The following is a 12038-nucleotide window of genomic DNA, read 5'->3' as shown; positions in this document are numbered from 1 at the left end:
CCCTCGGCTACGGGGCGAGCCGGGACAGCCGCAGTTCGCTCCGGCGGGCGAAGTGGTCCAGGCCGTGTCGGCGGGCCAGCTCGATCGCCTCCGACCAGTGGAGGCGGGCCGGTTCGTACTCGCCCCGGTCGTAGTGGGCGAGGGCCAGGTTGTGCAGGGTGTCGACGGTGTTGCCGGCGCTGCCGAGGCTGCGGCGGATCGCCAACGACTCCCGCAGGACCTCCAGTGCCTCGTCGGTCCGGCCCCGCAGCCGCAGGGTGTCCCCCAGGTTGGAGAGCGCGAGGGAGAGCTGGGAGCGGGACCCCAGCGCACGCCACTGGGCGACCGCCCCGCGGTAGGCGGCCTCCGCCTCCTCGAACTCCCCCCGTATGTGGCACAGGTCGCCGAGGTGCACCAGGTGGGAGGCGTCCAGTTCGTCGGTGAGCTGCCGCTCCAGTTCCAGCGCCCGGTTGCCCCAGTCGGCGGCCTGTTCGAGGGCGCCCGCCTGGGTGTAGGCGCTGCCCAGGTTGGCCGTCGCGATCCGCAGCGCGGGCAGGTCCCCCACGGCCTCCAGGCACTCGTACGACCGGTGCATGTGCGCGACGGCCTTGTCGTTCTCGTCCTTCAGTCCGTGCGCCACCCCCAGCCGGCCGTGCAGCCAGCCCAGGCCGCGCAGGTCGTCCGCGTTCTCGGCGAAGGCCAGCGCCTCCCGCAGGCAGCGCATCCACTCGCCGTTCCACCAGTACGTCAGGCCGTAGCCGAACAGCGCCGCCGCCGTCCGCCAGGCCAGGTCGGGCCGCCCCAGCGCGCCGGCCCGGCGGACCGCCTCGCGGATCGCCGGCAGCTCCTCGCCGCACCACTCCAGCGCGGCGTCCTCGTCGGCGTGCTCGGGCAGGACGAACCGGTCCCAGTGCGGCCCCGTCCGCTCCACCGGCGGGATCGGCAGCGCCAGCGGGGCGATCGCCGCGTTGGCCGCCGACACGGCCGCCGCGTACCAGGCCAGCAGGCGCAGCAGCGCCTCCTCGCGCTCCTGCTCCGAGTCCTCCTCCCGGACCCGCTCGGCCGCGAACTCGCCCAGCAGGTCGTGGAAGCGGTACCGGCCGGGCGCCGGGACGTCCAGCAGGTGCGCGTCGACCAGCACGTCCAGCACGTCCAGCGCCTCGCCCGCCCCCGTGCCGAGCAGCGCCGCCACCGACTCCGCCGAGTGCGGGTGGGACGGCCACAGGCCCAGCAGCCGGAACGCCCGGGCCGCCGTCCGCTCCAGCGGGCGCCCGCCGGTCAGCAGCGAGGCGTAGCTGAACGAGAACGCCTCCCGGACCGCCAGGTGGTCCACCGCCAGCGCCTCCAGCCGCTCCGTGCGGCCGAGCCGCCGGGCCAGCTCGGAGAGCCGCCAGGCCGGGCGGTGCGCCAGCCGGCTGCCCGCGATCCGCAGCGCCAGCGGCAGGCCCGCGCAGGCCGCCATCACCTGCGCGGCCGCCGTCGGCTCCGCCGCGACCCGCTCCGGGCCGCAGATCGCGGTCAGCAGCTCGTGCTGCTCCCGGGCGCTCAGCGGCCCCAGCGGGATGCGGGTCGAGCAGGTCACCCCCGCGAGCCGGTGCCGGCTCGTCGCCACCACGGCGGAGCGGCCGCTGCCGGGCAGCAGCGGGGTGAGCTGGCGGCCGTCCCGGGCGTTGTCCAGCACCACCAGCACCCGCCGCTCGGCCAGCAGCGACCGGTACAGCGCGGCCCGGTCGTCGGTGTCGGCGGGCACCGCCTGCCCCGGCACGCCCAGGTCGGTCAGGAACCGGCCCAGCAGCTCGTGCGGCGCCCGCGCCTCGGACAGGCCGAAGCCCCGCAGGTCGGCGTAGAGCAGGCCGTCCGGGAAGTCGGCCCGGACGGCGCGCGCCCCGTGCACCACCAGCGAGGTCTTGCCGACCCCGCCCATCCCGGTGACCAGCACCACCCGGGCCGGGCCGTCCGGCTCGCCCGGGCGCAGGTACAGCGCCAGCGCGTCCAGTTCGCCCTGCCGACCGGTGAAGTCACCCGGCGCGGCGGGCAGTTGGTCGGGCGCCCGGGGCAACGGCCGGGCGGGGGGCGGCTCCTGGGACGCGACGGGGGCAGGAGCAGGGGCGGGGGCGGGGGCAGGGGTGGGGGGCTCCGCCGGGCGCGGCGCGTCGGCCAGGATGCGCTGGTGGGTCTGCCGGACGGCGGTGTCCGGCTCCAGTCCGAACTCCTCGACCAGGGTGGTGCGCAGCGCCCGGTACACCGCGAGCGCGTCGGCCCGCCGGCCGCCGTGCCACAGCGCCAGCATCAGCTGCCGGTGGAAGGACTCCCGGAGCGGGAACTCGGCCACCAGCAGGGTCAGTTCGGCGGCCAGGCCGGAGTGCCGACCGAGCGCGAGCTCGGCGTCGAAGTGCCACTCCAGGGCCTGCAGCCGCAGCTCGGCCAGCCGGGTCGCCTCGGCCGGGTCGACCGCCGTCGAGTCGGCGGGCGGGCCGCCGCGCCACAGCGCCAGGGCCGCCGCCGTCGCTTCGCCGACGGCGGGCCAGTCCTGCGCGTCCCGCGCCGTCCGGGCCCGGGCCAGGTGTTCGGCGAAGAGGTCGAGGTCGGACTCCCCGGCCGCCACCCGCAGCAGGTACCCGGAGTCGGCCGAGGCCAGCCGGTCCTCCAGCCGGGGGCCGAGGGCGCGGCGCAGCCGGGCGACGTGGTTGTGCAGCGAGGCGAGCGCGGTGCGCGGCGGCCGCTCGCCCCAGAGGGCGGCGGTCAGCGCGTCCACGCCCACGGGGCGGTTCGGGTCGAGCAGCAGGCGGGTGAGGAGCAGCCGGTGGGTGGGGCTGGTGATCGGGCGCGGCTCCGTGCCGTCGTGGACGGTCAGCGGACCGAGGACTCCGAACGCGACGGGCATGGTCTCCCCAGCTCAGGACGGACTGTTGACGGCATAGTAGTTCGCCGCCCCCGGCCCCCGGGAGGCCGGTCCCGCCCGCGTTCCGCGAGGTCGGGGGCGGGAAGGGCGGCGCAGGGGGAGGGGCGGCGCGGTGACGGCGGGTCAGGCCGGCCGGGGGGTCAGCGCGTCGAGCGCGGTGGTGGCGACGGCCCGGAGCCGGGCGGGGTCCGCTCCGGCGCGGGAGCGGAGGTTGATGCCGTGGGTGAGCAGGGCGAGGAGTTCGGCGGCGGCGTCCGGGTCGGTGTCCGGAGCGAGCTGCCGCCGTTGCCGGGCGGTGCGCAGGGCGGTGTGCAGGGCGGTGCGCAGGCGTTCGTGCTGGCGGTCGAGGAGGGCGCGCACGGCGGGGTCGGCGGGGCCGGGGGCGGTGTGGGTGTTGGAGACCAGGCAGCCCCAGCCCGCCTGGGCGCCGGTGCAGCGGGTTTCGACGAGCCGGGTGAAGAACTCCTCGACGGCGGGCAGGCCGCGGTCGTCGGCGGCGAGGCGGTCGAGCGGGGGGCGGGAGCGGTGCTCGGCGTAGCGTTCGAGGGCGGCGAGGTGGAGTTCCCGCTTGCCGCCGAAGGTCGCGTACAGGCTGGAGCGGCTGAGCCCGGTGGCGGCGACGACGTCCCGGATGCCGGTGTCGGCGGTGCCGCGCTGCCAGAACAGCAGCACCACGGTGTCCAGCACGGTGTCCGGATCGAAGTGCTTGATATCGGCCATGCGCCACCTCCCTGTCCTGAAACGGCAGTTCCACGATATCCGGCGCCTCCTTGACCGGGGGAGGGGTGCTGCCACAATCTTGGAACGACCGTTCCAGGAAGAATCCGGCACGACTGCGGGAGGACCCACATGAGCGTCAACGCCGAGCTGCGCGCCTTCTACGACCTGCGCCGCCAGCAGATCCCCGAACCGGCCCGCGCGGTGATGGAGCGCGCGGCCCGGGAGCTGGCCGGCTCCGGCCTGGTGGGCCGGGCCCTGGCCGTCGGAGACCGGGCGCCCGGCTTCGCGCTGCGCGCGGCCGCCGGGGGCACCGTCGAGCTGGCCGAGCTGCTCGCGGACGGCCCGGTGGTGCTGACCTTCTACCGGGGCGCCTGGTGCCCCTACTGCAACATCGCCCTGCGCTCCCTGCAGCAGCACCACGCGGCGGTCCTCGCCCGGGGCGCCCGGCTGGTCGCCGTCTCGCCCCAACTCCCGGACGAGTCACTGACCTCGGCCGAGAAGAACGAGCTGGCCTTCCCGGTGCTGAGCGACCCGGGGTGCGCCGTCGCCGAGCAGTACGGCCTGGCCTTCGACCTGCCGGACGACCTCGCCGCCGTCTACGCCGCCGCCGGCATCGACCTGGAGCGCTCCAACGGCGCCCGCCCGCGGACCCTGCCGGTCCCGGCGACCTACGTCATCGACCGGTCGGGGACGGTCCGCTGGGCCTTCGTCGACACCGACCACACCGTGCGCGCCGAGCCGGCCGACGTCCTCGCGGCGCTCGACCGGCTCGGCTGACCGGCTCGGCTGACCGGCTCGCGGGCCGACGGGTCGTCGGGCCCGCCGCCGACCGGCGGGGTGGGCGGTCGGCGGCGGGCTCCGGCGGCGCACCGTCCACGATCCACGGCTTCCCGGGACGGTCGGGAAAGCCCGTCGGGCGGCCGGCGGGGCGGTCGGCGGGCGGGGGGACGGAGCGTGTCCGCGGCATTCCGGAGGGGGGTGGAAATCGTGGTGGGGTATTCCGCTCGGGTCCGGCGGGTGGACCGGACGGCGGACGTGCGGTGTGGGCGGTATTGGACCCGCTCCGGAGGATTTCTAGTGGAACGCAATCTTTGTCGTGCGTCGGGCACCGTCGAGTTCCGGGAGCGCCAGCAGGATCGGCAGGTCGAGCGGCGTCACCTCGCGGAGCTGGACGTCGGTGCTGTAGACGCGGCCGCCACGGGCCCGGACCGCCCAGCCCGAGCCCACGAGTCTCGGCGGGCGGATCGGCGATCTGGAGGCGCAGTCGTCCAGGTCCACCGCGGCGGCCCGGATGAACCACAGCCCGTCCGGCACGGTCAGCCGGAACGGCCGGGCCTCGTCCAGCACGTCGAAGGCCTGCGGATGGCCCTCCACGATCGGGGTGTTGAACGCGCCCACGTAGACCCGCACCGGACCGACGGCCTGGGACGGGAAGTAGAGCTGCCCGCAGACGGCGGACAGGCCGTGGCCGGTCCGGTCGGCCGCGGGGACCAGCGGGGGCAGCTGGTGGCCGTGGGCCAGCGCGCGGTAGCGGGTCGGCGAGACGCCCACGCTCCGGGTGAAGCGGCTGGTGAAGGTGCCCAGGCTGTTGTAGCCCACCCGGTAGGTGATGTCGGTGACGCTGGCCTCGGTCTCCAGCAGGTGCCGTTTCGCCATGAACAGCCGGATCGCGGTGAGGAAACGGCCCGGCGAGGTGCCGGTGAGTTCGTTGAACATCCGGGAATAGTGGAATTTGCTGTAGGAGGCTATGTCGGCCAGCTGTTCCAGGGAAAGCGGACTCGCGTAATGCTGCCACATGGTGTCGATGCTGCGCTCTACCGCCGCCGAAACTGACATCCGGTGATTCCCCACCTTTTCTCGTCGGTGTTGCCGGGTGTGGTGCTGTTCGGTGTTCTCGCTCGCATTTCTCCGTGCAACGGCAGGCCGGAGGCCCGCCGAGGGCGGGTGGTGCGGCCCCGCTCCGCGGCCGAGTTTGACGCAGACACATCGTTTTGCCAGCGCGTGACTCTCGCACCTTCAGGATTGCGGTGTGCGCCGAGCGTCGAAAGTCAGCCGCCCGGTGGCCCGACCCATACCTCCCCGAATGTCCAGTGTCGGATACGGCGGGCACGGACGGAGAAGCGGCCCCGCGATCCCGGCCCGAAAAATGGCGCCGGACCGGATTGAAGGATCTGGGAGAGGGAAAGGAATGCCGGCATGACCGCAATGCAGGACGTCTGCGTCGACCTGGTGACGGAAGGCGCGGAACTCGCCGCGCTGGTGGCGGGTCTGCCGCCCGGGCGGTGGTCCGCGCCGACGCCGTCCCCGGGCTGGACGGTCCGGCACCAGGTGGCGCACCTGTCGATGGTCGCCCGCCTGGTCGGCCTCGCGGTGCGCGACCCGGCCGCCTTCGAGCGCGAGACCGCCCCCGTCCGGAAGGACTTCGAGGCCGGCATGACGGCCCTGCTGGACGAGGAACTCGCCTTGCCGGAGGGCGAGTTGACGGATCGTTGGGCCGCACACCGGGCCGCCGCCGAGCAGGCCCTGGCCGCCGTGCCCCGGCGCGAACCGGTGCCCTGGCTGGCTGGCCCGCTCCCGGCGAGCGTGCTCGCCGCCGCCGGGCTGATGGAGCTGTTCGCGCACGGCCAGGACGTCCGCGACGCCCTCGGCCTGCCCCCCGAGCACACCGACCGGCTCGGCCACGTCGCCTTCCTCGGCACCCGCACCAGGGACCTCGCCCACCACCTCCGCGGCCTGGAACCCCCCGCCGAGCCCTTCCGGTTCGAGCTCACCGCCCCCTCCGGCGTCCGCTGGGACTTCGGCCCCGCCGACGCCGAACAGCGCGTCACCGGCCCCGCCGTCGACTTCTGCCTGCTCGTCACCCGCCGCCGCCACCGCGCCGACCTCGCCCTCACCGCCACCGGCGCGGCCGCCGACCGGTGGCTGGACATCGCCCAGACCTACCTGGGGCCGCCCGGACCGGGCGGCCTGCGCACAGGGCAATCTCGCGTATAGAACGGCCGCGCCGCGGCTGGTTACCTCGCTGCAGGGCTGCCTGGCCCGCTCTCACCGCGAGGGAACTGGAGGCGCCGTGACAGAACGACGGACGAGTCGGTGGACGCTGGCCGCGCGGGCCTGCGCCACCGCGTCGATCCTTGCCGGACACCTGATCGCCGCCCTGCCGGGGCTGGCCACCCGTCGTGGCCGGGCCCGGCTGGCCGGGCGGGTGCCGCGGCTGCTCACCGCACTCGGCCCGTTCTTCGTCAAGGCCGGACAGCTCGTCAGTACCCGCCGGGACCTGCTGCCCGCGCACTGGTGCGACGCGCTCGGCGCACTCGCCGACGACGTCCGCCCGCCCGGCCGGGCCGCGGTCGCCCGGACCCTGGCGGAGGCCGGACTCACCCACGCCTACGCCGAGTTCGACTGGGAACCGGTCGCCTGCGGCAGCATCGCCAGCGTCCACCGGGCCCGGCTCGCCGACGGCGGCGAGGTCGCCGTCAAGGTCCAGCGGCACGGCATCCGCCCCGTGCTGGAGGCCGACCTGCGGCTCGCCCTGGCCGGGGCCCGGGCCGGGCGGGTGCTGCCCGGGATGCGCGACCTGCCCGCCGAGGAGATGATCGGCCAGCTCGGCGGCGCCGTCCTGCGCCAACTCGACTTCACCGCCGAACGCGAGGCGCTGCACCTGCTGCGCGCCAACCTGGCCGGCCACACCGAACTGCGGATCCCCGCCCCCGTCGACGGCCTGTCCGGGCCCACCGTGCTCACCATGGAGTTCGTCCCCGGCCTGGCCCGGTTCCGCCCGCTCGGCATGACCCCGGAGCGCCGCCGGGAAGTGGTCCGCGACGTGCTGCGGGCCGTCTACCGGATGCTCTTCGTCGACGGCCTGGTCCACTGCGACCTGCACCCCGGCAACCTCTGCCTGGACGCCGACGGGCAGGTGGTCGTCCTGGACGCCGGATTCGTGGTCGAGCTGCCCGACGCCGTCCGCCGCTCCTTCGCCGGCTTCTTCCTCAACATGGCGCAGGGCAACGGGCCCAAGTGCGCCGACATCGTCCTGGACAGCGCCGCCCGGCTGCCCGCCGAGCTCGACCGGGAGGGCTTCCGGACCGCCGTCACCGCCCTGGTCGACGAAGCCTTCGGCGCGCTCTCCAAGGACTTCGAACTCGCCGCGTTCGCCCCCAGGCTGTTCCAGCTCCAGCGCGACTTCGGGGTGTTCGCCGCCGCCGAGTTCGCCTTCCCGCTGCTGTCGCTGCTCGTCCTGGAGGGCATGATCAAGGAGTTCGACTCCGAGGTCGACTTCCAGGCCGAGGCCGTCCCCGTGCTGATGGCCTCCTTCGCCAAGGACGTCCAGGTCGACGCGGCCCGGGGCGGACAGCGGTGAACGCCGGACCCCTGGTCGCCGTGACCGGCGGCACCGGCTTCCTCGGCGCGCACACCGTCGCCGCGCTCACCGCCGCCGGGGCCCGGGTCCGGCTGCTGGTCCGCGACCCCGCCCGGGTCGGGCCCGCGCTCGGCCCGCTCGGCCCCGACCCGGACGCCGTGCGGACCGTCACCGGCGACGTCACCGACCCCGCCGCGGCCGCCCGGCTCTGCGCGGGCGCCGACGCCGTCGTCCACCTCGGCTCGGTGTACTCCTTCGACCGGCGCCGCCGCGCCGACATCGCCCGCACCAACGTGCAGGGCACCGAGACCGTGCTGCGGGCCGCCGTCCGGGCCGGCGCCGGGGCCGTCGTGCACGTCTCCACCGTCGGCGCGCTGATCCCCGCCACCGACCCCGAACTGCGCCCCGACAGCGCCGTCGGCCGCCCCGCCGAACCGTACCTGGCCAGCAAGGCCGCCGGGGAGCAGCTCGCCCGGCAGCTCCAGCGCGCCGGCGCCCCGGTCCGGATCGCCTACCCGCCCGCGCTGATCGGCCCCGCCCGCGGCCCGGACGACCGCCGGCTCGGCGACCAGAACGGGCGGCTGCGCGACACCCTGCGCGGCCTGATGCCGCTCTGGCCCACCGGCGGCTTCCCGCTCGGGGACGTCCGCGACGCCGCCGCCGTGCTGGCCGCCCTCGCCACCGGCCCCGACGCCCCCGCCCGGGTCTTCACCCCCGGCCGCTTCCTCACCACCGCCGACTACCTGGCCGCGCTGCGCACCGCCACCGGCCGCGCCCTGCCCGCCGCCTTCCTGCCCGGCCGGGCGATGCTCCCCGCCGCCCGGCTCGCCGACCTGCTGCAGCGCTGGTGGCCCTGGCACGTCCCGGCCGAGTACGGCGCCGCGTACACCTGCGTGCACGCCCGGCCGGTCGCCGCCGACCCGGACGGCCCCGACCCCCGCCCGACCGGGCGGACGATGGCCGAAACCGTCCACTGGCTGTACGGCGCGGGGCTGCTGACCCGCCGTCAGGCCGGCCGCGCGGCCACCCCGTGACCACCCGGCACCGCCCACCAGCGCGCCGCCGCCCGGCGGCGCCCCGGACCCGGAGGAGAGCACCGTGACCGCGGCCCCCACCCCGATCCAGACCCCGACCCAGGCCCAGGCCCCGACGGCGGCACCCGCCCCGCACGACCCGGCCGAGCAACTCGCGGCCTACCGGCGCAGCCGGGCGGCGATCACCGCCCTGGTGGCCGCACTGCCCGACCCGGCCGCCGCCCCGGTGCCCGCCTGCCCGGACTGGAGCGCCCGGGACCTGGTCGGGCACCTGCTGCACATCTGCGCGTCCTTCGTGGCACTGGAGGACAGCCAGATCGACCTGGCCCCGGTCGCCGCCGCCCCGCTCGCCGAACTGCTGGACCGCTGGGCGGAGTTGGACGCCGAGCTGCCCGCCGCCCTGGAGCGCAGCCCGGAGCTGCGCCGGCGCATCCTGCTGCTCGACGCGTTCTCGCACGAGCTGGACCTGCGGCCCGCGGGGCGGGGCCCGGCCGACCCCACCGGGCACCCGGCGTTCGCGGGCGCGCTGGACCTGTCCACCATGGGCTTCGGCCAGGCGCTGGCGGGCGCCGGGCTGCCCGCGCTGCGGATCGAGACCGCCGGACGGTCCTGGACGCTCGGCGCGGGCGCCCCGGCGGCCGTGCTGCGCGGCCCCGCGCTGGACGTGTTCCGGTCCCTGACGGGCCGTCGGACCCGGGCCCAGATCGAGGCGCTGGAGTGGTCCGGCGGCCCGGCCGGGACGTGGGAGCCCGCCTTCACCTGGGGGCCGTTCGCACCGCCGCGGGCCGAGGTGGAGCCGGCCGGCCGCTGAGCACACGGGGAGGGGGTGGGGGCGCGCACGCGCCCCCACCCCCTCCCCGTGTGCCGACGGGCCCTCAGCTCCCGGTCAGGGCGGGCATCCGCAGCGGCCGGGCGTCCCCGGTGGCGCCGGTGGAGTCCAGTTCCGGCAGCGCCAGCAGGATCGGCAGGTCCAGGGCGGTCAGCGGGCGGGCGGCCAGCCGCACCGGCGGATGCTCGTACCCGTGCCGGACGGTCAGCTCGGGGCCGGAGGCGACCAGCAGCGGCCGCCGCTGCCACGGCGGGGCCGGGAAGTCGCTGGCGGCCACCACGGCGGCCCGGACGAACCAGGTGCCCTCGGGGACGTCCAGGGTGAACCGCCCGGCCCCGTCCAGGATCTCGCAGGCCACCGGGCGCCCCTGCACCAGCGGTTCGCGGAACGCGCCGACGTAGATCCGCACCGACCGCTCCAGCTCCTCCGGCAGCCGGAGGGTGCCGTGCACCGGGCAGGTGCGGCGGGCGCCGTCGACGGGGTGCGTGCCGGGGCCGCGGTCCCGGTCGACCAGGCCGGCCCGGGCCAGCGTCCGGTAGCGGGCGGGGGAGAGGCTGACGCTGCGGGTGAAGCGGCTGGTGAAGGTGCCGAGGCTGTTGTAGCCGACCCGGTAGGAGATCTCGGTGACGCTCAGGTCGGTCTCCAGCAGCAGGCTCTTCGCCCGCTGCAGGCGGACCGCGGAGAGGAAGCGGCCGGGCGAGGTGCCGGTGAGATTCCGGAACACCCGGGAGAAGTAGAACTTGCTGAGGATCGCCGTGTTCGCGATCTCGTCGAGCGAGAGCGGTTCCTCGTATCTGTCCCACATCGTCGCTATCGCACGTTCAACGGCGATCTGCACGGCATCTCTCCAAATCCGTCGATGAATCGAGGGGGGAATCCTCCGGGAAATGTCGGTGGGCCTGGACGGCCGCACCCGAGTTCGTCCGCACCGTTCTTCGAAAAAGCGGGGAAATGTCTGTGGGCGGGGCGCGGCGGTGCCTTTCCGCTGCGTTTCAGCCGAGGTCCAGCAACTGCCGGACGCGCCGCCGGGCCGCCCGCTGGCTCGCCCAGGCGGTGGTCGCCAGCAGCTCCCGGTCGCCCGCCCCGGCGGCCCGGGCGGCGGCCAGCACCCGCTCGTCGACCCGGTAGGAGGCCAGCGCGGTGAGCAGCGCCAGCTCCCCGGCCGGGCGCTGCCCGGGGTCCAGTCCGGCCAGCGGCGCGTCCAGCCGGGCCCGGCCGAGGCCGGGGTCGGCGCCGTCCCAGCCGTCGATCGCGGCCCCCACCGCGGCCCGGACCGGGCCGGGCACCAGCTCGGCGGCGACCTGCTCGACGGCGGCCGTGCTGCGGGCCAGCGCCCCGGCGATCCGCGGGTCGGCCGCCGCCCAGTCGAGGTCCGGCGGCAGCGCGGCGGGCGGCAGCAGCGGCGCCCCCGGTGCGACGGTCCCGGCGGAGGCGCGCATCAGGCCGACCAGCACCCGCAGCACCGGGCCCAGCGCCCGGGCCGGGGCGCCCGGCGGCAGCGGCCGCGGGCCCAGGAAGACGTTCACCATCCGGTTGAGGTAGTGCAGGCACAGCGCCGTCCCGGCCAGCTCCGGGAGCAGCTCGGGGCCGAACGGCGGCGCGCCGCCGCCGGCCACCCAGGAGGTCAGCCGGGCGGCCGTCGGACCGGTCGGTTCCGCCCGGCGCCGGGCGACCGGCCGCCGGGACAGCGAGTCGAGCATGCCGCCGTGCACGGTGGTGCAGAACGGGCAGGTGTTGCCCGCCGAGACGGCCGCCGCCACGGCCTCCTTCGCGGCCCGGCCCGCCCGCCCCTCGACCAGCATGGTCTCGCGCAGCGGCGTCCAGGACGCGGCGAGCAGCTCCGGGACGGGCGCGTGCAGCGCCACCGGCGGGGCCAGCACCCCGAAGTCCCGTTCGAGTTCCCGGTAGACCCGGGCGGTGTCGCCGGCGGCCGCGCCGAACGGCACGGTGGCCACGTGCCGGACCTGGACCAGCGACAGGGCCCGGAGCGGGGCCCGGACGAGTCTCCGCCCGCCGCTCACCGCTCCGCCCGGCGTCCGCGCGTGGTACCGGTCCGGTGCGGCCGTTCCTCGTCACCCGCGGGCATCCGCGAGTCCTCCCCTCGGCTTGTGGTCGTCCTCCTCCGGCACGTCACCTGATGGTGACATCCGGAGCCGACCGCTCCTTCTTCCTCGTTGCGCTCTACCCGCGTCCGCGACGCTCAACCCGCTTGCG

Annotated in this window: 10 protein-coding genes; 5 read left to right on the top strand and 5 right to left on the bottom strand. The window is 76.2% G+C overall.

The features are described from left to right. Window positions 1–7 precede the first annotated feature (7 nt). Together ACIOHG_RS21215 and ACIOHG_RS21210 are read right to left on the bottom strand one after the other, a co-directional pair. A complete protein-coding gene (locus tag ACIOHG_RS21215) occupies window positions 8–2863 on the bottom strand; it encodes an AfsR/SARP family transcriptional regulator (protein WP_400952851.1) in 2856 nt (951 codons plus the stop codon). Between the two features lie 141 nt (window positions 2864–3004). Beyond that, the gene (locus ACIOHG_RS21210) at window positions 3005–3601 is read right to left on the bottom strand and encodes a TetR/AcrR family transcriptional regulator (RefSeq protein WP_400952849.1); all 597 of its coding nucleotides are present in this window, start codon (window positions 3599–3601) and stop codon (window positions 3005–3007) included. A gap of 129 nt (window positions 3602–3730) precedes the next feature. On the opposite strand from ACIOHG_RS21210, the gene ACIOHG_RS21205 reads away from it, so the two are divergent. After that, complete coding sequence (locus ACIOHG_RS21205; RefSeq protein WP_400952847.1) at window positions 3731–4378, top strand: peroxiredoxin-like family protein; 648 nt, start codon at window positions 3731–3733, stop codon at window positions 4376–4378. 297 nt (window positions 4379–4675) lie between these two features. Here the strand turns inward: ACIOHG_RS21205 and ACIOHG_RS21200 are convergent, their stop codons facing one another. Then, complete coding sequence (locus ACIOHG_RS21200) at window positions 4676–5398, bottom strand: helix-turn-helix transcriptional regulator (protein ID WP_400952844.1); 723 nt, start codon at window positions 5396–5398, stop codon at window positions 4676–4678. A gap of 399 nt (window positions 5399–5797) precedes the next feature. Between ACIOHG_RS21200 and ACIOHG_RS21195 the strand changes: the two genes are divergently transcribed. From ACIOHG_RS21195 to ACIOHG_RS21180, 4 genes are all read left to right on the top strand, one after another. Then, a complete protein-coding gene (locus ACIOHG_RS21195; RefSeq protein ID WP_400952842.1) occupies window positions 5798–6595 on the top strand; it encodes a TIGR03084 family metal-binding protein in 798 nt (265 codons plus the stop codon). Between the two features lie 76 nt (window positions 6596–6671). Further along, window positions 6672–7961: an ABC1 kinase family protein gene (locus tag ACIOHG_RS21190; RefSeq protein ID WP_400952839.1), complete on the top strand. Its 1290-nt coding sequence runs from the start codon at window positions 6672–6674 to the stop codon at window positions 7959–7961. Next, window positions 7958–8995, top strand: coding sequence for an SDR family NAD(P)-dependent oxidoreductase (locus ACIOHG_RS21185; RefSeq protein WP_400952837.1), 1038 nt, complete (start codon window positions 7958–7960; stop codon window positions 8993–8995). Before ACIOHG_RS21190 ends, ACIOHG_RS21185 begins: the two co-directional genes overlap by 4 nt. A gap of 64 nt (window positions 8996–9059) precedes the next feature. After that, window positions 9060–9806 carry a maleylpyruvate isomerase family mycothiol-dependent enzyme gene (locus tag ACIOHG_RS21180; RefSeq protein ID WP_400952835.1) on the top strand — a complete coding sequence of 249 codons (747 nt, stop codon included), beginning with the start codon at window positions 9060–9062 and terminating at the stop codon, window positions 9804–9806. Between the two features lie 64 nt (window positions 9807–9870). Here ACIOHG_RS21180 and ACIOHG_RS21175 read toward each other — a convergent pair whose 3' ends face one another. Together ACIOHG_RS21175 and ACIOHG_RS21170 are read right to left on the bottom strand one after the other, a co-directional pair. Then, window positions 9871–10629: a helix-turn-helix transcriptional regulator gene (locus ACIOHG_RS21175; RefSeq protein ID WP_400952833.1), complete on the bottom strand. Its 759-nt coding sequence runs from the start codon at window positions 10627–10629 to the stop codon at window positions 9871–9873. Window positions 10630–10816: 187 nt separating this feature from the next. Then, window positions 10817–11845 (bottom strand): carboxymuconolactone decarboxylase, encoded by a 1029-nt coding sequence (locus ACIOHG_RS21170; RefSeq protein ID WP_400952831.1) that lies wholly within the window; start codon window positions 11843–11845, stop codon window positions 10817–10819. Window positions 11846–12038 lie beyond the last annotated feature (193 nt).

It is taken from the genome of Kitasatospora sp. NPDC088134 (assembly GCF_044741705.1).
Taxonomy (GTDB): Bacteria; Actinomycetota; Actinomycetes; order Streptomycetales; family Streptomycetaceae; genus Kitasatospora.
The sequence above is the reverse complement of the archived record's forward strand: the minus strand, read 5'-3'. Positions and strand labels throughout refer to the sequence as shown.